Annotated in this window: 22 protein-coding genes; 7 read left to right on the top strand and 15 right to left on the bottom strand. The window is 34.4% G+C overall.

The genetic code is table 11. The features are described 5' to 3' along the window. Positions 1 to 61 precede the first annotated feature (61 nt). From queD to queC, 4 genes are read right to left on the bottom strand one after another with little or no spacing between them, the layout of a single operon-like run. The gene (gene queD / locus METEV_RS05500) at positions 62 to 412 is read right to left on the bottom strand and encodes a 6-carboxytetrahydropterin synthase QueD (RefSeq protein ID WP_013194557.1); all 351 of its coding nucleotides are present in this window, start codon (positions 410 to 412) and stop codon (positions 62 to 64) included. Continuing rightward, positions 412 to 1,131: a 7-carboxy-7-deazaguanine synthase QueE gene (locus METEV_RS05495; protein ID WP_013194556.1), complete on the bottom strand. Its 720-nt coding sequence runs from the start codon at positions 1,129 to 1,131 to the stop codon at positions 412 to 414. Before METEV_RS05495 ends, queD begins: the two co-directional genes overlap by 1 nt. Next, positions 1,131 to 1,685: a DUF366 family protein gene (locus METEV_RS05490; protein WP_013194555.1), complete on the bottom strand. Its 555-nt coding sequence runs from the start codon at positions 1,683 to 1,685 to the stop codon at positions 1,131 to 1,133. The genes METEV_RS05495 and METEV_RS05490 overlap by 1 nt, the downstream gene beginning before the upstream one ends. Positions 1,686 to 1,702: 17 nt before the next feature. Further along, complete coding sequence (gene queC, locus METEV_RS05485; RefSeq protein WP_013194554.1) at positions 1,703 to 2,410, bottom strand: 7-cyano-7-deazaguanine synthase QueC; 708 nt, start codon at positions 2,408 to 2,410, stop codon at positions 1,703 to 1,705. A gap of 357 nt (positions 2,411 to 2,767) precedes the next feature. On the opposite strand from queC, the gene METEV_RS05480 reads away from it, so the two are divergent. Then, entirely contained in the window at positions 2,768 to 4,954 is a 2,187-nt protein-coding gene (locus tag METEV_RS05480; protein WP_013194553.1) for a thioredoxin domain-containing protein, read from the top strand. 27 nt (positions 4,955 to 4,981) lie between these two features. After that, positions 4,982 to 6,337: a coenzyme F390 synthetase gene (gene ftsA / locus METEV_RS05475; RefSeq protein ID WP_013194552.1), complete on the top strand. Its 1,356-nt coding sequence runs from the start codon at positions 4,982 to 4,984 to the stop codon at positions 6,335 to 6,337. 18 nt (positions 6,338 to 6,355) lie between these two features. Here ftsA and METEV_RS05470 read toward each other — a convergent pair whose 3' ends face one another. The 8 genes from METEV_RS05470 to METEV_RS05430 form a co-directional block, all read right to left on the bottom strand. Further along, positions 6,356 to 6,763 (bottom strand): cupredoxin domain-containing protein, encoded by a 408-nt coding sequence (locus METEV_RS05470; protein WP_013194551.1) that lies wholly within the window; start codon positions 6,761 to 6,763, stop codon positions 6,356 to 6,358. Positions 6,764 to 7,311: 548 nt separating this feature from the next. Then, complete coding sequence (locus METEV_RS05465; RefSeq protein WP_198008178.1) at positions 7,312 to 7,650, bottom strand: P-II family nitrogen regulator; 339 nt, start codon at positions 7,648 to 7,650, stop codon at positions 7,312 to 7,314. 14 nt (positions 7,651 to 7,664) lie between these two features. Next, positions 7,665 to 9,083, bottom strand: coding sequence for an ammonium transporter (locus METEV_RS05460; RefSeq protein WP_013194549.1), 1,419 nt, complete (start codon positions 9,081 to 9,083; stop codon positions 7,665 to 7,667). Between the two features lie 733 nt (positions 9,084 to 9,816). Further along, entirely contained in the window at positions 9,817 to 11,019 is a 1,203-nt protein-coding gene (locus METEV_RS05455) for a right-handed parallel beta-helix repeat-containing protein (protein ID WP_013194548.1), read from the bottom strand. A gap of 66 nt (positions 11,020 to 11,085) precedes the next feature. Beyond that, complete coding sequence (locus METEV_RS05450; protein ID WP_013194547.1) at positions 11,086 to 12,321, bottom strand: C39 family peptidase; 1,236 nt, start codon at positions 12,319 to 12,321, stop codon at positions 11,086 to 11,088. Positions 12,322 to 12,505: 184 nt separating this feature from the next. Next, positions 12,506 to 12,922 (bottom strand): hypothetical protein, encoded by a 417-nt coding sequence (locus tag METEV_RS05445; protein WP_049891001.1) that lies wholly within the window; start codon positions 12,920 to 12,922, stop codon positions 12,506 to 12,508. Then, on the bottom strand, positions 12,919 to 13,326 hold the full coding sequence (locus METEV_RS05440) for a hypothetical protein (protein ID WP_049891000.1): 408 nt from the start codon (positions 13,324 to 13,326) through the stop codon (positions 12,919 to 12,921). Before METEV_RS05440 ends, METEV_RS05445 begins: the two co-directional genes overlap by 4 nt. Positions 13,327 to 13,638: 312 nt before the next feature. Continuing rightward, positions 13,639 to 14,424: a hypothetical protein gene (locus tag METEV_RS05430; RefSeq protein WP_013194546.1), complete on the bottom strand. Its 786-nt coding sequence runs from the start codon at positions 14,422 to 14,424 to the stop codon at positions 13,639 to 13,641. Positions 14,425 to 14,700: 276 nt separating this feature from the next. Here METEV_RS05430 and METEV_RS12010 point away from each other — a divergent pair, with 276 nt between their 5' ends. Then, positions 14,701 to 15,162, top strand: a complete 462-nt coding sequence (locus METEV_RS12010; RefSeq protein WP_013194545.1) for a hypothetical protein — start codon at positions 14,701 to 14,703, stop codon at positions 15,160 to 15,162. A gap of 45 nt (positions 15,163 to 15,207) precedes the next feature. Beyond that, positions 15,208 to 15,909: a winged helix-turn-helix transcriptional regulator gene (locus tag METEV_RS05420; RefSeq protein ID WP_232216888.1), complete on the top strand. Its 702-nt coding sequence runs from the start codon at positions 15,208 to 15,210 to the stop codon at positions 15,907 to 15,909. Between the two features lie 295 nt (positions 15,910 to 16,204). Here METEV_RS05420 and METEV_RS12005 read toward each other — a convergent pair whose 3' ends face one another. Both METEV_RS12005 and METEV_RS05415 read right to left on the bottom strand, forming a co-directional pair. After that, a complete protein-coding gene (locus METEV_RS12005; protein ID WP_232216907.1) occupies positions 16,205 to 16,339 on the bottom strand; it encodes a plastocyanin/azurin family copper-binding protein in 135 nt (44 codons plus the stop codon). 215 nt (positions 16,340 to 16,554) lie between these two features. Then, positions 16,555 to 16,980: a DUF420 domain-containing protein gene (locus METEV_RS05415; RefSeq protein ID WP_013194543.1), complete on the bottom strand. Its 426-nt coding sequence runs from the start codon at positions 16,978 to 16,980 to the stop codon at positions 16,555 to 16,557. 299 nt (positions 16,981 to 17,279) lie between these two features. On the opposite strand from METEV_RS05415, the gene METEV_RS05410 reads away from it, so the two are divergent. Next, positions 17,280 to 18,392, top strand: a complete 1,113-nt coding sequence (locus tag METEV_RS05410; protein ID WP_013194542.1) for a sensor histidine kinase — start codon at positions 17,280 to 17,282, stop codon at positions 18,390 to 18,392. Here METEV_RS05410 and METEV_RS05405 read toward each other — a convergent pair whose 3' ends face one another. Continuing rightward, on the bottom strand, positions 18,393 to 19,787 hold the full coding sequence (locus tag METEV_RS05405; RefSeq protein WP_013194541.1) for a TIGR00297 family protein: 1,395 nt from the start codon (positions 19,785 to 19,787) through the stop codon (positions 18,393 to 18,395). It lies immediately after the preceding gene. Positions 19,788 to 19,941: 154 nt separating this feature from the next. On the opposite strand from METEV_RS05405, the gene METEV_RS05400 reads away from it, so the two are divergent. Both METEV_RS05400 and METEV_RS12850 read left to right on the top strand, forming a co-directional pair. Next, the gene (locus METEV_RS05400) at positions 19,942 to 20,949 is read left to right on the top strand and encodes a hypothetical protein (RefSeq protein ID WP_013194540.1); all 1,008 of its coding nucleotides are present in this window, start codon (positions 19,942 to 19,944) and stop codon (positions 20,947 to 20,949) included. 165 nt (positions 20,950 to 21,114) lie between these two features. Beyond that, a complete protein-coding gene (locus METEV_RS12850; RefSeq protein WP_269634945.1) occupies positions 21,115 to 21,243 on the top strand; it encodes a hypothetical protein in 129 nt (42 codons plus the stop codon). Positions 21,244 to 21,245: the final 2 nt, after the last annotated feature.

Genomic DNA, 21,245 nt, shown 5'->3' with positions numbered 1-21,245 from the left:
ACCTCTTAGATTGCATTATAATACATAACGAACATTCATATAGATGTTGGGACACCGTGTATTAACTTGTAGTTGAATCAATCTCACACCATTTACCTTCTCCTTCCCAGATTCTAACCTTTACAAGCATTTTTAGTTTTTCAGAAAGCTTGGAATATATATTTTCACAAAGGTTTTCAGAACTTGGATAGGACAGTATATTGTTTAATAATGTGTGGTCATAATCCTTCAGTATATCCTTTACTATCTTTTTCAGGTCTGCAAAATCCATGACCATGCCGCCGTTTTTTTCGCCTTCTATCACTACTTCTACTCTGTAGGTATGACCATGTACAATCCCACATGTCTCATGTCCCGGTAAATAGTGAGCAGTATCAATTGATTCTATGATTCCAAGTCGCATTTTTTCCATTATAGGCACCCCAGCATTTTGTGGGTTTGTGGTATTACTTTAGTATTTATTCCTTTATCCAGCAATTGTTTTTGAATTTGAAGCAGGTGTTGAACAGATGGGCGGTTGTAGCCCTGTGTTACAGGCTGTAATATAGCCCCGGATATATAGTCAGATATTTTGTCCATAATATCCAGAACATATTCAATTTTTGTGTTTTCCAGTACTACTATTTTACAAAAGCAATCTCTGGATTCTGTAGTTTTTAATATTTTGAAACTATCAATTGTTTTTTCGATATGTGTTTCAAAATCATCACATTCAAATTCATTTATAATTTTAACGTCTCCTGATACAAATGACACTTTATCTTTAACCTTTTTCGCCATCTCAGGTAGGGTCATATTGGATTCCAGATATAAAGGAGCAGAAATTTGCAGGTTCTTTATGAAATCTGCATGTATCAGGGGTTCTCCACCTGTCAGTGAAACCGAATGAACACTGCTAAATGATTCTATTGATTCAGCAACAGTATTGACATCCAGAGGGTTGGGTATCAATTCAAATTCATCCGATCCGGGATTTTCCTCAAACCTGCAAAAATCCACATATTCTCTCTGTGTGTCACAATATTGACATTGAAGGTTACATCCGATAAAACGTACAAAAACCTGCCTTACACCTACATAGGGTCCCTCGCCCTGAACAGAACAAAATATCTCACTTATCGGTGCGTTCATTAAATCACATCAAGTGGTCTGGATTTTCGTAAATCTTTTTCAATATCATCTAATTCATTAACATAACTTTCAGCAATTTCACACATCAACTGTTCGATTTTACTTTCTTCAAACCCTATACTTTTTAAATCCGCATAATAATCATGTATTACATTAATCCCGAAATGAATTTTTTGTGATACAGCTGAAGTACTGGCAATTGATACTGAAAGTTTCCTATTGTTTATAAAAAGGTCATCACCTTCGCGTTTAATATTAAATCCCTTATCCATCAATATTTCTGATACAATGGATGCAAATAAACGCTGTCTTGAATAAACGAGTTTCAGGTTGGTTGAATCAAAATGTTCGATTATAAAATGAATCATATCAGACGAATAAATTGCTTCGTTTTCTCTTTTGTCTTCCAGGTCTATCATATGGTCGATTTCCACATTGCATGTTCCTCTGAAATAGATTATCGAATCATCCTGAACTCCTGCAATATTATATGCCCATAGTGATGATATTTGGCTTCCGTCATAATTTCTGTTATTCAGATAAATACATTCCATGATATACACCGGAAAAGTCAATCATTATCAACCATACCTAACCTTACAAGTAGTGGGTCTTTAATACCCAGTTCATTAAAGGCGTGTTTCCGTCTAATACAGCTTTCACATACACCACATGGTAAATCTCTTCCATGATAACAGCTCCAGCTCCACTCCAGAGGAGTACCTGATTTTAGAGCCTGATTGATAATATCCTTTTTATTATAGTCTACTAAAGGTGCGAGTATTTTGACACCGTTTCTGGTAGAATACGACAAACATGTATTCATCGAATCTACAAATTCAGGGGAATTGTCAGGAAATGTTTGTCCCTCTTCACTGTTGAATCCAACTATCACATATTCACATTCCAGGCTTTCAGCAAAACCTGCTGAAATATTTAAAAATATACCATTCCTATTCGGTACCCACACATTCTTTGCTGATTCTTCTGTCTTTTCAGTTGCGTTTTTTCCCGAAACATCATCCAGTGTAAGCTCTGGTACATCTTCCTTTTTGTTTACCAATGATGTATTGGTAATTTTTTCGAGCCAATCAAGTTTAATAACTTCGTAATCGATACCAAAATGTGTGCATATTTTTTTGGAATATTCAATTTCCTTTTTTGCAGAACGCTGACCGTAATCAAAAATAATCGCAAGCTTTACATCGGTTATCTCTCTTGCAATTGTCAGAGCTGCTACCGAATCCAGTCCACTGCTAAGTAGTGATATTGCTCCCATTGTTAAATTTCCATATCTTTATCGTTTTGCAAGTAAATAGTTAGCAATTTAGATAAATGAATTACCGTATATCTAAAAAAGTAACCAATTTAAGCTTTTTGTATATATATTGAATAAATCAGAATATTCATACTTTATCTATGTTTTCCTGACATTTTAAATTCACTTTTAATATATTATCGGATAACGATTTAAACATAGATATAAATATCATGCTATCTTAATTTAAATAGGAGTATTTAGAGTTAATAAAGCCATATTAAAAATTATAATTTTGATTGTCAATGGCATTATAACATTTATTTAACAATAAAAACGGGTGTTAGTACACTTTATCTCCAAAAAAGGTGAAATTAAATGAATGAAGAAACTGGTGAAACTGGGAAACACCCCAATCATTTAATCAATGAGAAAAGTCCGTATCTGTTACAGCATGCTTATAATCCAGTAAACTGGTATCCATGGGGAGATGAGGCTTTTGAAAAAGCAAAGAATGAAGACAAACCCATATTCCTGTCTATAGGTTATTCCACATGTCACTGGTGCCATGTAATGGAAAATGAATCTTTTGAAGACCCTGAAATTGCTCAAATACTGAACGATAACTTTGTTTGTATTAAAGTTGACAGGGAAGAGCGCCCGGATATTGACAGTACTTATATGGATGTCTGTCAGGCTCTTACCGGAAGAGGTGGATGGCCGCTTACTATTATAATGACACCTGAAAAAAAACCGTTTTCTGCCGCCACATATCTTCCAAAAGAAAGCAGATTCGGATTAACTGGGCTGATTGATTTACTTCCCCGAATCAGTGATATGTGGTCAAAACAGAAACGAGAACTTGTAAGCCGTGCAGAACAAATTACATCATCAGTTGAGGAAGTATTTACAAAGTCACCCAAAACCAGAGAATTGAGCAATCAGGAACTTGATTCAGCATATGAATCACTTCTGGAAAATTATGACCCTGAATATGGAGGATTCGGTAACGCTCCAAAATTCCCTTCACCGCATAATTTAATGTTTTTAATGAGGTATTGGGAACGAACATCTAATAACAAAGCACTGGAAATGGTCGAGAAAACGCTCAAAAACATGCGTATAGGTGGTATTTATGACCACATAGGTTTTGGCTTCCACCGCTATTCTACAGACAGATACTGGATGATTCCACATTTTGAAAAGATGCTTTATGACCAAGCATTGCTATCAATGGCTTATATTGAAGTTTACCAAGCAACCGGAAAAATTGAGTATAAAAATACAGCCAGGGATGTTTTCACCTATGCCCTACGCGACCTTACCTCAAAAGAAGGGGGATTTTATTCTGCAGTAGATGCAGATAGTGAGGGAGTAGAAGGTAAATTCTATACTTGGACATATGATGAAATACATAAAATTCTATCGAAGTCAGAAGCCAATATTGTAACCAACCTTTTTAATATTAAAAAAGAAGGTAATTTCCGTGATGAGAAAACCGGTAACTTAACAGGTAAAAATATACCTCATTTAATAGAAACACCCTTATATATTGATGTAGAGCCTGATGAAGAACTTGATGAATTTCATGAAAAACTTAACGAAGCTCGTGAAAAACGCGGTGCATGGAAACGCAACCTTCTAAAAACCATTTATTCACAAAGACGCCTTGAGGTCGCAAGAAGAAAACTGTTTGAAGCTCGTGAAAATCGTGTACATCCAGCAAAAGACGATAAGATACTTACTGACTGGAACGGTCTGATGATTGCTGCACTTTCAAAAGGTGCACAGGTATTTAATGACAAGGAGTATGCCAACTCCGCCAGAAAAGCTGCTGATTTTATAATTAAAAACATGTCTGATTCATCTGGTCAGCTGATGCACAGGTATCGGGATGGTGATTCTGATATACACGGGTTCATTGATGACTATGCTTTTTTGACATGGGGACTAATTGAACTCTATGAGACAACCTTTGAAGTTAAATACCTAGAGAAAGCTCTCGAGTTCAATAACTACTTGATTAACCATTTCTGGGATGACAATAACGGAGGATTTTACTTTACACCAGATAATGCAGAAACACCTATAGTACGTAAAAAAGAAATTTATGATGGGGCTTCGCCTTCAGGAAACTCAGTAGCTCTTATGAACCTTATGCGTCTTGGAAGGATGACCGGCAATCCGGAACTTGAAAAGAAAGCTTCAGATTCCATAAAATCGTTTTCCAAATCGTTATCCAGAAACCCGATTGCATCTACTCATTCAATGCAGGCACTTGATTTTGTTCAGGGTCCATCCAGTGAAGTTGTAATAACAGGAGATTTTCAGTCAGAAGATACCCAGAATATGATAAACTCATTAAGAACAGAGTTTATACCCCGCAAAGTTGTGCTTTTTAAACCTGATAAAGTTCAATCACCAGATATTGTAAACATTGCTGGGTTTACCAGAGATATGGATTCACAGGAAGGAAAAGCAACCGCTTATATATGTCAAAACTATTCCTGCAGTTCTCCAAAAACGGATGCTGATGATATGGTAAGATCATTAAAAAACATATAAAAGACACATATAACCTAAAAAGATATTATGAGTAATATAGAATATACCAACCAGGAAATTGAAATGATGAGTCGGAATGAGTTGGATGAACTTGTGGATGAACGTATTAAATACACTGTTAACTATGCCTACAAGAATTCCCCATTTTACAGGAAATGGTTTGACAAAAACAGTATTAACCCTTCAGACATCCAGTCTCATGAAGACCTTTTACATCTGCCAATTATATCGGGAGATACTATCCGCCATAACCAGCCGCCTGAAACAAATTCTTTTGAGTTTAAAAGCGTGGGTTGGGAAGATGTTTTTACAGTACATGAAACAAGTGGAACAAGCGGTGTACCCAAATCCTTCTTTCTAACATGGAAAGACTGGGAGAGATTTGCTGAAAAATATAAAAGAACTTTTATATCACAGGGTTTTGGACCCGGTGACAGGGTTGTGGTGTGTGCATCCTATGGGATGAACGTGGGTGCAAACACAATGACTCTTGCAGCACGTGATATAGGCATGTCCATAATTCCAGAAGGTAAATGTACATTTCCAGTGCGTGTAATAACATCCTACGAACCTACAGGTATAGTGGGTAATGTCTTCAAATTATTAAGACTTGCCAACCGGATGAAAAAAGAAGGTTTGGAACCTTCTGAATCCAGTATAGAACGACTGGTAGTAGGTGGTGAAAGTTTTGCAGAAGAAGCAAGAGATTACCTTTCAGAAATATGGGGATGTAATGTGTTCAATACCTATGGCAGTACAGAAGGCACCATGTGTGGCGAATGCAGCGAAATAAACGGGCTTCATGTACCTGAAGACCTTGTTCATCTGGATGTATACGACCCCAATATGAAAGAGTTTGTAAATGATGGAGATTGTGGAAGGAGTGTGCTTACAACGCTGTTGCCAGTGGGTGCAAAATGCGGAACTTTGCTTATTAATTATGATACTGAAGATACGACTGTAGTACGCACAAGGCAAAAATGTTCATGCGGAAGAACTCATATGAAAATTGACAATCCACAGCGTGAAGCTGAAACATTCTGGGTTCGTGGAACTCCTTTCAATCGTGTAGATATTGAACGAGGGGTTTTCCAGAGAGAAAATATGGAATATCTTACTGGCGAATATGAATCCTTCCTGTACAGCGGAAATAATGAGGACGAAACAATTATGAGGGTTAGTCTTGAATGCATTGACCCAAAAAAATGCGATTATGAAGTAGTTAAGGAAAATTTCCTGAAATCATTTTTCCATCACAAACCCGCTCTGGAGCAGGCATATTTGGATGTATCATTCAGTATTATATTTAATTTTACAGGTCCCGGAAAACTGGAATTTTACCGTATGAAAGGCAGACCGAAACGTGTGGTGGATAGAAGGTAAAAAAGGAAAAGAAAAAGTTCAGTATCCTCCTGTACCATCATTGTTTGTATTCCCTGTGCCTGTATCAACATCACCTACGATAACTGTACCTGTCATGGACGGATGGATAGTACATTGATAATCATAGACTCCGGCTTCATTAAAAGTATGTGTGAATGTTTCCCCTTGCTCCAGGTTTCCGGAATCAAAATTATCAGATGTTACTGTATGTTCTGTAGAGTCTTCATTTGTCCATGTAACAGTGTCACCGACTGATATTTGTATAGTAGCTGGTTTGAACTGAATATCTTCCATGATTACATTGGTAGTTTCCACAGCTCCATCTTCACCATTATCCTCTGTGCCACCATTTTGTTGATTACCGGCACATCCTATAGCTAAGAATACACTGATTAGTATTGCTAAAATCATAAATAGTTTCTTCATATACAAACCCCCTTAAAAATAATAGTTAACTATCACGATTAATAAGTCTTTCCACAAATTCAGAGACAATGTTTCACCCAATTAAAAACTCTAAATTGTTGTATTAAAAAAATACTGTAAATCTAAAATAGATTGATATGCCCCATTAACTGAACAATAACAGTACCTATGTGCAAAGAAGAACAGGTACCCTATAACTTCTAAATAGGATATTATCCTTGCTATAAAATCATTATAACCCTTCTGCTATAACAATTACTCTAAGAAACACAGCAGAGATAATACCTATCCAGAAATATAGTTGGATAGTTTTCCATGCTAAATCTGGATGGAATTTTTAAGCGATTTCTTTCAGTATCCATAATACCACTTAATTAAGTTAGTTTTAGGAATCCAGAAAATCGTATCCCGTATTCAACACCATTGTATGATATTTTTTAGTGGAGGAAGTATGCATGGTATGGATTACATGGGGTTTCTAAGAATTATCCACATTACAGGGTATGTTTAATTTCTGGAATCCACCTGTGAATAAAAGGGAGATGGATTTATAGAGCATCTCCATCTCTTTCATTTGTCCTTATTCTCACTACGGATTCCACAGGAGAGACGAAAATCTTACCGTCTCCGATTTCACCTGTTGAAGCAGTTTTCTGAATAATATCTATTACAGTATTCACATCATCGTCAGAGACAACCATCTCGATTTTGGATTTTGGCAGCATATCTACACAGTATTTCCTGCCCCTCCACTGCTGTACAACACCTTTTTGTTTACCTCTGCCTTTAACATCATATTGTGTAAGACTTTCAAACCCTGCATCCTCAAGTTCTGTTTTTACATGGTCAACCTTGGTCGGTCTTACGATAGCTTCTATTTTTTTCATCTTCATCACTAACCTCACTCACTTTCAGTTGTAAAATGTTCAGGATATGCTTCAATTCCGTGTTCAACTGTATCCAGACCTGTGATTTCGTCCTCTTCAGAAACCCTTGTACCTATAATGACATCGATAATTTTGAAGATGAAAAATGATGCACCAAAAGCCCATATGATGTTTACAATGACACCGACCAGTTGAATCAGGAACTGACTGACACCTCCATAAATAAGTCCGGGGACACTGGCTGCATATACGGCATCTTCCAATATACCGTTACCAAGACCCACCGAAAATATACCTACCGAAAGAAGTCCCCAGCTGCCGCTGTATCCATGTACAGAAATCGCACCTACAGGATCGTCCACTTTCAGGACATTCTCATTGAACATAACACCTGCATATACAATAATTCCACCTATAGTCCCGATAATCAGTGCAGCCCAGTTTTCCACAGAACCGCATGGAGCGGTTATTGCAACCAGACCTGCCAGAAGACCGTTAGCAGTAAGTGATGGATCTGGTTTACCGGTTTTAACCCATGTAACCAGCATGGCGGATACAGCACCCGCAGCAGCCGCTATGAAAGTGTTTACTATAACCAGGTTCATATAGGCATCAGTAGCATCAAGTGTACTTCCGCCGTTGAATCCAATCCAACCAAAAGCAAGTATCAGGGTCCCAAGGAACGCATATGCAAGGTTGTGACCCGGTATAGCTACTGGCTCTCCATCTCTGAATTTTCCGATTCTTGGACCAAGTATAATCACAGCGGCAAGAGCCGCATAGCCACCGACTGCATGTACAACACTCGATCCCGCAAAATCATGCAAGCTTGTACCAATCGCATTCACGATAAAACTGTCAGCACCTGTCAACAGTGCAAGTTCCGACCCACTCCATACCCAGTGTCCATACACCGGATAAATAAGAGCAACCATCAGTATGGCATAGATTAAATATGCTTTAAATTCCATCCGTTCTGCTACAGCTCCTGAAACTATCGTGGCAGCAGTAGCAGCAAATACCATCTGGAACCACCAGCTGTTCCAGAGTGAATTATCGGCTCCACTAAGGAAGAATTGACTGGTTCCAACTAATCCTGCGGCATCAGTTCCATACATAATAGCCCAACCGACAGCCCAGTACACAAGCACACCAAGTGAAATTGTCATGAAGTTTTTCATCAGAATGTTGGCAGTATTTTTCGACCTTGTCAGTCCGGCTTCCACTAATGAAAAACCAGCATGCATCAGGAACACAATAGCACCGGAAAGTATAAGCCAGACAAAGGTAAGGGTTGTTTCCAAACTGGTTATTGATGCTGCATTTTCCTCGATAGATGTTGCATATGCGGAATTTGTAAGAGTTAATAGTACGAGAATTAGTGTTGCAATAACTAAAGTTATTCTTTTGCTCTTTATACTTATCCTATACATTGTACCTCCCCTTTTGCAGGAAAACGGAAACTTATTACCTTTTAATGTTATATAATATTTTTCATAAGAAAAATATTAAGATTATTCATATATAGATTTTTTATTTAATTGCAAAAGTTGAAGGTTTTCAAAAGATTTAATAGATTAATGTTTCCAGTAAGAAACAGGATATTGTTTAGTTAATGAATATCTCCCTTTGATAAGGAATTAATTCCTGATATTATAAGAGGTTGTGTACACACCATCTAAACTTCTGAACTCAGTAAAGCACTCATCTATAGCTTACCGGTTCAGCCATATAGGACAATAATTCTGAAGTTTTCCTCAAACTCAATCCCTGCTGGTGGGCTTTGCCTAAAAAGTTCCTCCACACAAAAAGTTAACGAGTTGCACAAAAAGTTGACAATTTTTGCAAAGTGTTTGCACAAAAAGTCCAATCAGTTTACTTTCAAAAATTTCAAAATGCATGATTAACCTATTAGAAAAGGCCAGCTAAAAACTACTTTGACAGGCTTTGATTATGAAATTAATAATTTTTTCAAAAGTATGACTAAATGTAAAACAATCAAAAAGTTGAGTTTTTAGAAAATTTTCAAGTTAAATTTTATAAAAATTGTTTTTTATTTGGGCAAAACCATGAATAATCGATTTAGACGGTATCCATATTCCTTACTATACCTGAACAAAAATATTCCTTTCTGAAAAGTTTCTGATTTATAATCATATCCTATAATCATTTCCGTTTGTTGCCTCTCTTATTTTTTGAAAAGACAAATGCAGTGGCAATCAAAATTAATAAAAATGTGGAATTTATAAAAGGTATTTCATGGCTATCACTATTAAGATTTTGGCTACTGTTATTATTCATGTAATTGTTTTTAATCTGGTTTATAGAATAATTTGCTCTGATATTAGCTCTATTTTTAGACAGACTGTTATAATGTACTGTATTATTACTGCTAAAATCCTCCATGATTATTCCTAAACCATTGGAATTTAGAGTATTATTACTTATTTTGTTATCAACAGAATATTGAAGAAGAATTCCTTTATGGATATTTTCATTTATAATATTGGCAATTATATCATTGCCATTACACTTGTACAAAAAGATTCCAACTTTGTTTTTTAATATACTATTATTAATTAATTCATTTTTGTTTGAAAGACCTCCTTGGATACCAATTTTATTGTTTGAGATATTATTAACTTTTAATTTATTGGATTGCGAAGAATGAATGTAAATACCATATTCATTATCAAAAAATTTGTTATCTCCTAGGAAATTGTTGTTTGAGTGGTCTACCATTATTCCATTATTACTATGATTTTGAATATGATTGGTAATTATATTGTTGTTTATAGACCTTTGTAAAAAAATACCATATCTGCTATTTGAACCTACAATATTGTTTATTACTCTATTATTTTTTGATTTTTTCAAATAAATACCATGGTTTTTGTTGGATTTCACAGTATTATTGACTAAGGTATTCCATTCTGATTTGAAAAAAGATACACCATTGAAGTTTTTTGAAAAAATACTGTTACTGATATTACATTTTTCTACTCTATCAAGATATACTCCTGATTGGTTCGTGTTTTTAACACCCATTATCTTAAATCCACTTATATTCACTTTGTTAGAATTAACCTGAATAACATTTTTTTCTGGTGTTTTGGATTGAATTACTGTATTTTCTGGGTTCTTGGATTTAGATTCTATGGATACCTCTTTATCAATAACTATATTTTCTATATATTTACCAGGATAAACAACAATATTATCCCCTGAATTAGCATCATTGACAGCTTTTTTTATGGAAGTATAGTTATTTCCTGTTTTGTCATCTACTATAATTGTATCAGTTGTTACAGAACCAGTTGAAATTAATACAAAAAATAAAACAAAGTAAGCAAGATGTTTCATTTTCATGTTTTTCAGCCTCTCATTACATTTTCGAACTACTTAATTCTTTGAAAAAATGCAATAAAAAAGTAGTTAAGGATTTACCCATGTCGCCATTGCTCCTCCCCAATTACCAAAGGCGATATGATGTGTATTTTCATCCCATGTATCATGTATGAATATATAATCTTCTGTATTATCTGAATAACCAACACATGTAACGCTATGTTCACCATAAGGTTGGGAATGACCACTACCTGTTCCACCGCTCAACATATTAATTACAAATGGTTCATCCGAGTTTACATTATTTATGACTTCATTCCATGATACATAATAATCGTTATTTGCATCAAAATTATTATAACCATGATTATCGCAAACTTCTTCGATTCCGTTGTCAATTTCAATTGGCCAAGTTGTGCCTTCAGGCCAATTTGATGTACCCATAGCATTAGCTAATTCTTCTATCAAAGTTATTTCTTCAGGAAAACCAGGATAACCATTATTTTTCCAATACCCTAAAACCATTGCAGATGCTGTAGGTGAACAACCTTTATACCATTCGTATGCAGGTACTCCATCAATCCACCCTAGCTCACTAGATGATACTTTAGCTTTTGATAAGCTTAATCCAGTACTCATTCTTTTCTCAATGGATTTCCACTGTCTGTGAGCTTCTTCTTTCTTCATTTTTTGCTGTCTTGAAGAATTAATTTCTATAACAGGTTTTTTAATCTTAGATTTATTAGATTTAACAATCGCTGGTGTTGTCAAGTCTACCGTTACATTATTGACAACTTTACCCTGTTTATTTTTTAAGGGATATTGAGCATAATAAAATGTTGCTCCTAAATAAAGTGGTTTTGCTTTTCCAATAGTTAGGTTATCTTTGTTAACGTGTTCTTTTACTAAAGATTCAGTTTTGTTTTTAATTTTTGGAATAGTACTGGGTATTTTACCTTTTGAAAATTCAAGAACAGGATAGTTGTCTTTTGTTGCTGAAATTAGGATATACCCTGAATATTCCCCGTTTACGGTGACATTAAATGCATAAGCAGATTTTTCACCTTTTAGATTATAAAATATCTCTGATTTCTTTACGGTTGCATCATTCCAGTCTTGGAATTTTTCAACTTTTTCGGTCACATTTGGAACATATTGTACATAATAAGAAGCGACTAGCCTAGCTTTTTCTAAACTAATGTTGTCCGTTTTGTCAGAATATTGTGTTTCATTGGATATATTGTTTTGTGCACTTGCAGTTGATACAAATGCCATACTTATCAGTACCATCACCATCAACAATGTACTAAACTTTGCTTTCATGTTTTCCCCCTTTTAATTCGGTTTTTGTTGACCATCTTTATTTGATGTTCACATACCCATCTAACAAGAACATCATATAAAATTTTTATATCCATGACGTCGAACAATTCATTTGCAAAAACCAGGTTGTTGAAAAATCACTGACAATGGACAACTTGTTCAATTTTAAGTACCAACTGATTTTTCATTGCTTAAGGGGCTGTGGATCAATCGTTTGTTCAAGAGTAACGTTAACAGGTATTTTTCCGGTGCTGTTTATGAGGTTTGTTCTGTGCTTGTTCTCTACATAACATTCATAGTAACCCTGATATTCATCAGGCCAGTTGGTAAGATCATTATAACATGTGATTCTGATATCTAAATCTACAGTTGTTTTGTTAAGATTGCCACTCAAATAAATACAGCTCTCATAAGTAGGATTTTGAGCATAAATTTTCTTATTTCCATATGATTTCATCGATATTTTGGACAGGTTTTTACAGGGATATAATATAAGGCTGCTATTGTATATGGGATTGAAAACATCGGTATGATTGATGACCATGGTTCTATCAAAATGTATGTCATGGAGCTGGGAATTATCAGTTTTAAAACCCATCATGATTTTGCCATCTTTTTTGCGATGAAGTTTTCCCAATAACCTCCAGAAGATAATTTATCGAGTAATACAATTTCATTTTTAAAAGAAGGTCCAGATATTTTACTTTCAGGCGTGTGGAGGATGTATCTTAAAATCTGTTCTTGCAGAAAATTAGGGTGTTCTTGCTTTGCAGCTGGAAGAAATTCTCCACTTTTTGTTGCAGGTATTGGTACAAGTATTGTAGTATTCCCTGTAACATTTTTACCTGAGAGACCAGTTATTTCAACACCGTAAGTACAACTATTCCTTTCGTCAACTGGTCTCCATATGTCAAGGTTTAAAATCGTTATATGTACAAATATACTGGAAAATAAGATGATGACTGTAATTCCAGAAATTAGTAATTTATTTCTCGATTTGAACATAATTATACACTCGCTTACTATTAATCAAAAGAAGATGGCCATTAATAATTATTCAATTGAATCGTTTAACCAAATATCTTAAAAAGAAACCTACAATGCCGATTATAACAAATATACCAAGAGCATAAAAAACACCGCCAATAAACTGACTAATATACCTAAAGAAAGAATATAATGCACCGGGATGTATGAAATCCTCTAAATAATATAATAAAGTTAAGAGTAGTAATATTACAAGTAATAAAGTAGCTATTAAGTTGCTGTTCAGTTTTTGTAACATTACAACCCTGTCCATTCAAAATCAAGAAAATGTCAGGATGCTGAAGAGTAGAATTGATCATCATCCCATGCTGGCCATCCAGACAATATTTCTTGATCATGGTCATATGCATATAGTTTAAAACTTCCATTATTGCTATATTTTACCTGCACTTTTATATGTTCATTGTAGCCAAATGTATGGAGGTCTTGCCAATATAAAACTGTTGCTGGTCCGTAAACTCGTCCCTTTTCGGGAATAAAAACGTAATCATTACTTGTTGGTAGATTATAAACATAGCTCGGCTCTTTTCCGTCATAAACGTTTATGTAATCAATCCCTTTTGGTATTCTCAGATAGTAGTTTGTACTTCCATCAGGGGCTGCATAATTATCAACAACGACATTTACTGTCCCGTACTCACCCACATTGTAAGAATATTTACCAGGGTATATGTCAATGTTTGCGTCTACAATTATATCTTGGATTATTATCGGCTCTTCATTTTCCGAAGAAAACAGTGGATTTGAGGAATAATACTTTTTGTTTATTAGTTTTCCGTCAGAATTGTATATTTTAGCAATATATTTACTTTCTGACTTTGACAAATTTACTCTATAGTTATATGTAGATTCATTAGATGTAACTTTTAATTTGGCACTGTTCATGTTTTCATTTTTATCTAATGTAATCTCCACATTTCCTTTAGTGTATGTTTTATTCATTTCGGAACTAGCCGCCATACTATTTTCGGCGCTTACGGTTGTTACGAAGACCATACAAACAAGCATTGTCGCTACTAGCAGACCTTCTATTTGTCTTTTTCTACCGATTTTCATTTTCATTACTCCTTTATTCGTGAGCCAAGGATTGTTTACCATATCAGTGTGTCTATACTCCTTCAAACATCCATAATTAGATGTGCTCAATTAACTCAAAATACTGATAAAATAAATATATTATGTCCATGATATCGAACTGTTTCGATTGATACTAGAAAAACAAATTATAAGACTAAAAAGTAAAAAATCAATTATGTTTTAGTAGTAAAGTTCGACGTCATGGACAGAAAAATTAAATGGTATATTTTCTTTTACACGATTGGTGAATAAATTATGCATGTGGTTAAAGTAGTCAAAAAGGTGGGTGTTGCGTTTCTTGTATTGTTGCTGACTATGTCGTTTGTTGGCGCGGCCGCAGATGGAAACGAGGAATATATTACTGAAAAAAGTGGTTATATCGTGACTCCAGGGGAAGATGAAGATACAAACATTGGAATTATGAAAATCTCAGATTTAATCTCTCAGGGCGAGACTGACTGGCACTATAAATATGTGAGCAGTGGAATTAATGTATTAAATGTAAATTTGGATTGGGGAGATACCAGTGACTCATTGAAACTTACCGTCCACACACCAGGTGGTTATGAACTGGGACCATTTTATGATACAGACGATGGTAGTGTCGATGGTCAGATAAATATTGATATTGAGAATTCAAACGGTCTTGCCACTGGTTATTGGGGATATGAAATCTACGGTGAACAAGTAGACGGTACTGAAGACTATACAATTTGATGTGGGTAACCAATGTGGACTGTGAAATTTTCTTTATTTATTATTTTGATTATTGTAACTGTTCCATTGACGGTCGCAGAAGATGGTGGTTACGAAATATCACCGCATGATAAATCTATCGAAGGTCGTGATGATGTAGATACAAGTGGAGCTGATGGAACATACAATTCATTCTGGGACTTGCCTCTAAGGATGCAGATTGCTTATGTATCTGGATTTGTTTTGTCATTTGTAGGTATTGTCAAATTTCTACCGTTTTTATTAAGCGTTGTTAAAGAATTATTTGATAATAATGAAAACAGGAACAAGGTCTACAACTACATAGTAAAACATCCTGGTTGTACTATAAAAGATCTTTCTGATGGGGTTGGTATAAACAGAGGAAGTACAAAGTATCATATAAAAACTCTTGAAAGAAATGATAAAATTGAAACTATAAAATCTGGCAAATACACTTTATTAATCCAAAATTCTGCTACGTTTAACGAAATCGATAGAAAAATTATTCCTCATTTAAAAAGTACTACAAGCAAAGATTTGTTGATATCTATTCTGAATTATCCAGGAATAACAAATACTGAGCTTTCTGAGATGCATTATCTAAGTAAAAGTACTGTTAATTGGTACATTACTAAGTTCCAAAATGATGATATCATAATAGCTAAACAAACAGGAAAGTACAAGAAGTATTACTTGAATCATTATATTAAGCAGATTGTTCCTGATAACCTTATAAAATCATTATAATCATTTAAAGTCAAATGATACCAGACTAAACTTTTATCAGGTCTAAAATTAGATTTGAAGGCTATGTGTTAGGGTTATTCATTTGACGATTTTTTGGCAAATAGTACCTTAAACGGAATCTTGGTTCCTTAAAGCAATTGCACAAAAAGCCATAAATCTGCACAAAAAATATAGGGGTTTTTGGGCAAAGCCCTGCTGGTGGAAAAGTATGGATAATGCTGAGCTTTAACACCTCATATTTTCCTTTCCAAACAATGGCTATTCATAGTAAAATAAAAAAGAAATAGAGAGATCTTTATTCAACTGTCACCGCCCCCTCCATATAGGGATGAATAGTGCATATATAATCATATGTTCCCTCTTCATCAAATGTATGACTGAATGAATCACCCTGCTGAAGGTTGGGTGAATAAAATTCTGGATTATCAATTGTCTGCCTTGCATTATGTGTTGCAATGTCCAGATTAGTCCATTTTACAGTATGTTTGTATCTGTTTCACCATTATCATCCGGCTGTTGAGCGCATCCAATAGCTAAAAATACTGATACTATAACTATCAGAATTATCAATTTATCTTTCATCACAAACCCCCATTATTTAGCATAGTACTTTCTGGTTAATCACTGTTATATTTCTTATTGTTGTTAAAGAGGCCATGTTCCTAACCAGAGCATCAGATAAAGATGCAGACCAATCAGGAAGGTTAAAATCCACATCCAGAATGTAGATTTCATCAATTTTGTGCGATTTACCACAAATTTAATTTTTTTTCTGAAACCAAGATATATATAACCCCCAAGAAGGATAACCACTAAACCAACAATATGATGCACCCACAGCTCAATATTAAACAATAAATTCGGTATTATACCTTCTACATATCTTGACATGGAAGGAGTCATTATAAAAACAACTGTTAAAATCTGCACCACAAGTGCTGCTGGCATGATTTTACAATGGTTGCGGATTTTTCCTTTTTTGAAAAGGTAAACACCCATTATAACTGTAAGAATGATTAAAAACTGTACAATAAGATGTAAAAGTGCAAATGTCCTGATATCAATTTCCATATAACTTCCCCTACAAAAAAATAATCCTGAAACTTGTTAAATTTTACCTTGGATTTATAGACGGTTTGATTTTACTGATTTCTCTCCCCGAAAAATTTTAAAAAGAGTATGAATTATTTTTACATCAATCATTTTTTTCTCTGTTAACATATGTTATTTATAGATTTTTAATAATTTTTTAATATAATTATAATTTAATTAAAAAATTGATTATATTAGTAGTAAACGTTTTTTGATTTCAACCAGATTATCTAAAACCACTGAGGAAATAACGATGAACGTAAAAAAGTTGAAAACGAATTAAAGAAAGTGAAGAAAGGTTCAGAACAGTTATAGAGCTTGCAGCTGATGCTATTATAGCCCATGATTTTGATGGTGACATTGTTTATGTAAATGAACTTGCATATGAAAATCTGGGTTATACAAAAAGTGAACTTCTTTCAATGAACATTATGGATATTGAGCCTTATAACGAAAATTATAATTCCAGAAAAAGGTACAGGAATAAGTTATCGATACATAATTCCTATCGTATAGAAACTTCTCATGAAAGAAAATACGGTTCTATTTATCCTGTAGAGGTAAAAATAACCCGAATTGATTTGGATAGTGAACCGGTTATACTTGGGTTCTGCCGTGACATTACTACACGAAAACAGGCTGAAGAGAACCTAATCATTGCAAAACTGGAAGCTGAAGCTACCAGTCAAGCAAAAAGTGAACTTCTTGCCAATGTGAGTCATGAGTTGCGCACACCTCTAACCTCAATTATAGGTTTTTCAGACATCATGCTTAAAGGAAAAGCAGGGAAATTAAACAACAACCAGATAAATTACCTGAATAAAATACACAAAAGCGGACAGAACCTGCTTGACCTTATCAACGATTTACTCGATTTATCAAAAATCGAATCCGGTAAAATGGAACTTCATTATGAAAAAATATCATTAACCGAAATCATTGAAGATTTAATGGCAAAATTGTCTCCACTTGCTTCTGAAAAAGGATTAACCCTTGATTCAAAAATTAACCCTGATATAGAGTATGTCTGTATGGATAATATAAAGCTTAGACAAATACTTTACAACCTCATATACAACGCTATAAAGTTTACAAATAATGGATCAATTACCACAGAAGTGGATTTTGTGGATAATAATTATCAATTTTCGGTTATTGATACAGGTATAGGTATACCAGAGGATAAACAGGACGAAATATTTGAATCATTTAAACAACTGGATTCAAGTACTAAAAGACGGCACGCGGGTACAGGTCTTGGATTAACACTGGTCAAAAGGCTTGTCGAAATTCATGGTGGGTATATAGAAGTTGAAAGTAAATACGGGGAAGGCAGCAGGTTTACTTTTACAATACCAATGCAGATAAAAATTGCAACTGAAAGTAAATAATTAAAATAATTTATACATTAATATATAAAGAATTCCTGAGATTAAAGCACCTGCAAAGGTTGCAACAAAATTAACGCCACTGTTTGAAAGGAAATGTTTTTCCTGTATTGTTGCCCCTATCAGGCTATCTATATTTGTCCCTATAAATCCTCCCGCAGTACCTATCACCAACGAAAGTAAAAGGTTATCAACCATCCCAAAAAGATAGGCCAACAACCCTATACATATAGAACCTAAGACTGCTGCTATCTCTCCAAGAACGGATATCGCACCATCTGTTCCAGGATTTGTGGGTTTTAATGTGGTAATAATCCTTGGTTTTGCTTTTGCTGTAGTGCCTATTTCACTTGCCAATGTGTCACCGGTGGCTGTTGCTACAGCCCCCAGATATGCAAAGATTATTAGAGAACTGTATTCAGGATAAATCCCATAGGCAATAGCAAGACATAATGCAGCTGTACTATTGCTGAACACATTTTCATAACTGCGAATACCTCCCTCAGATTGTGCAATACCAATGGATTCCTTGTATTTGTACTTGTATTTGGTAAAGATTCCTCCAAGTATGAAAAACATTAACAGCAATATAAACCAGAAGAAATCACCAAAACCAATTATCAAAACTCCAAGAAGCGCTGCACTGAGTAGTGCTGAAATGTCTGCTATTCCTGCTTTATAGGCCAAAATCCCCAAAAGTAGAGAAAATGCGAATGCAAAAGACATCTGAAGCGGTGGTACAAAGTAGCCAAAAGCAGCAAACATCCACATTACCATCCCACATCCAAGCGGAACAATGAAATTAGTATCAATATTTGAAGGTATAGATTCAAATAAAGCCCCTGTTATAGCTCCTATCACTGAAACAAAAAAAACCATGCCGTAGGTGATGGGTGTATTTTGCCAGAATATAATCCATGAACTTGACAGAAACGACGTGATTATGCCCACACCGAGCAGAACAATGATAGATGTCAATGTTAATGTATATTTTTTATATGCTATTTTACGATTTACATAATTTGCAGTACTTACACCGAAAGTGGAAATTGCAAATGCACCTGAAATTACATACAGCGGATATGAAAAAGAAGTAAAATCAAGAATAGCTCCTATTAACAGAAGAATAGTTATTGATACTACAAGATTATATGAACTTCTTATTTTCGGCTTTTTGGGTTGATTAGGATAATATGAGGGGTTATCATGAACAATACAGTAAAGAACCGATTCTTCTGGAATGTATCTCAAAAGGATTAGAACAAAGACAGAACCCGCCAATAAACTGTAAATACTCACAAAAGGAAACAACAGTAGTACAAACCCAAATACAATATGAATCAGCTGTTTGCAGTGTTCATAATCAAGGTCTTTGATATAACGTGATACATCCGCCATGTTTTGTCTTCGTTTTGTGTTTAATATTGGATAAAAATTGCTTTTTAATTATTTAAATAACCATTGTTGATTTACAAAGTTCATTAATATTAATGTATTTATAAAAACACAAATAAAATGAACTTATAATACATATTCGCCCAAAGTGATAAATATGAACTATAGACCTATAGACACTATAACAGAGCTTGCAGAATCACCAGATTTCTACAAAAACATGGAACAGATAAAAGAGATGAACATCCCGGATGAAATGTTATATTATATAGAAAAATATGAAGATATTTGTGGAGACAGAGACAGGTTTCTCTGGAACTGGGTACAGACCCTGACTACTTCCCGAAATCCAGGGTTCATGTTTTCAACTGTACCCGAGGAATACACACAACATATAGGAAGTCTAAAAACAATTCTTACGATTTTTGTAGCTACTCTGGATGATATAGCAGACAAGTACAAAGATAAAGAACTGCTTGAGAAATGTCTGGATATACCTTTCGAAAAAGAATGTATCGATACCAGAAACATAAATGACATTAACAAAATAAGACGAATAAAACTTGCAGAGGAAATATGGGACAATATAAACTTAGAACTTACGAGTTTACCAAGGTATGAAGAATTTAAAGATGTTTTTACTTTCGATATTAAACAACTGCTTAATTCCCTCCACCACTCATATGTTATTAATGTTAATCCCTATTTGATTAATTTAAAGGAAGCAGAAATCTATGCCAACCACAACATGACTTTTTACCTCTATTCTGATATTGATTTGATGGCATCGCCCAGCTTTGATATTAAAGACCTGCCCTATCTCAGGGAAGTTATCTGGAGAGCCCAGAAAATGGCAAGAATTGGTAATTGGTTGAGCACATGGGAAAGAGAAATTAAAGAAGGTGATTTCAGTTCTGGCATATTCGCCTATGCTATATCAAACAAAATACTGAATGTAGAAGACTTGGATGAGAAAAATAAAGAAGAAATGGTGGAATTGTTAAAAAAACACGATATAGAAAAACATTTCCTTGAAATATGGCAGGAAAATTACAACCAAATAAACAATATAACTTCAAATATCAGTTCAATAGATATCAGTCAATATCTGGAAGGGCTTGAACAGATATTATCATACCACCTTGCAAGTAAAGGTTTAAAATAAAATTATAAACAAACCATCAAACTGAGCCGGTTGATATTAGATAAAAAATCTATATGGGGTAATATTTCCTTTTCTTCTTTATAATATATCCCAAAGTTTTAGAATATATTTATATAATTTATATTATTATTTTGTATATACAATCTGGTTAAGGATAAGTGATAGATGCGGGATGAAAATAAAACTAAAAAAGAACTTATACAAGAAATTAATGCACTGCGTAATGAAGTCAATGAAATTAAAAAACTGGATGAACAAAGCATCAGAAAAGAATCTATCCATAATGAAGCTTAAAA

Source organism: Methanohalobium evestigatum Z-7303, from assembly GCF_000196655.1.
GTDB classification, from domain to species: domain Archaea; phylum Halobacteriota; class Methanosarcinia; order Methanosarcinales; family Methanosarcinaceae; genus Methanohalobium; species Methanohalobium evestigatum.
Note: the sequence above shows the minus strand (reverse complement) of the source record. Positions and strands in the feature narration are given on the sequence as shown.

Coding starts and splice junctions, on each gene's coding strand:
- queD (WP_013194557.1), bottom strand. CDS start 412: ATGGAAAAAATGCGACTTGGAATCATAGAATCAATTGATACTGCTCAC.
- METEV_RS05495 (WP_013194556.1), bottom strand. CDS start 1,131: ATGAACGCACCGATAAGTGAGATATTTTGTTCTGTTCAGGGCGAGGGA.
- METEV_RS05490 (WP_013194555.1), bottom strand. CDS start 1,685: ATGGAATGTATTTATCTGAATAACAGAAATTATGACGGAAGCCAAATA.
- queC (WP_013194554.1), bottom strand. CDS start 2,410: ATGGGAGCAATATCACTACTTAGCAGTGGACTGGATTCGGTAGCAGCT.
- METEV_RS05480 (WP_013194553.1), top strand. CDS start 2,768: ATGAATGAAGAAACTGGTGAAACTGGGAAACACCCCAATCATTTAATC.
- ftsA (WP_013194552.1), top strand. CDS start 4,982: ATGAGTAATATAGAATATACCAACCAGGAAATTGAAATGATGAGTCGG.
- METEV_RS05470 (WP_013194551.1), bottom strand. CDS start 6,763: ATGAAGAAACTATTTATGATTTTAGCAATACTAATCAGTGTATTCTTA.
- METEV_RS05465 (WP_198008178.1), bottom strand. CDS start 7,650: ATGAAAAAAATAGAAGCTATCGTAAGACCGACCAAGGTTGACCATGTA.
- METEV_RS05460 (WP_013194549.1), bottom strand. CDS start 9,083: ATGTATAGGATAAGTATAAAGAGCAAAAGAATAACTTTAGTTATTGCA.
- METEV_RS05455 (WP_013194548.1), bottom strand. CDS start 11,019: ATGAAAATGAAACATCTTGCTTACTTTGTTTTATTTTTTGTATTAATT.
- METEV_RS05450 (WP_013194547.1), bottom strand. CDS start 12,321: ATGAAAGCAAAGTTTAGTACATTGTTGATGGTGATGGTACTGATAAGT.
- METEV_RS05445 (WP_049891001.1), bottom strand. CDS start 12,922: ATGATGGGTTTTAAAACTGATAATTCCCAGCTCCATGACATACATTTT.
- METEV_RS05440 (WP_049891000.1), bottom strand. CDS start 13,326: ATGTTCAAATCGAGAAATAAATTACTAATTTCTGGAATTACAGTCATC.
- METEV_RS05430 (WP_013194546.1), bottom strand. CDS start 14,424: ATGAAAATCGGTAGAAAAAGACAAATAGAAGGTCTGCTAGTAGCGACA.
- METEV_RS12010 (WP_013194545.1), top strand. CDS start 14,701: ATGCATGTGGTTAAAGTAGTCAAAAAGGTGGGTGTTGCGTTTCTTGTA.
- METEV_RS05415 (WP_013194543.1), bottom strand. CDS start 16,980: ATGGAAATTGATATCAGGACATTTGCACTTTTACATCTTATTGTACAG.
- METEV_RS05405 (WP_013194541.1), bottom strand. CDS start 19,787: ATGGCGGATGTATCACGTTATATCAAAGACCTTGATTATGAACACTGC.
- METEV_RS05400 (WP_013194540.1), top strand. CDS start 19,942: ATGAACTATAGACCTATAGACACTATAACAGAGCTTGCAGAATCACCA.
- METEV_RS12850 (WP_269634945.1), top strand. CDS start 21,115: ATGCGGGATGAAAATAAAACTAAAAAAGAACTTATACAAGAAATTAAT.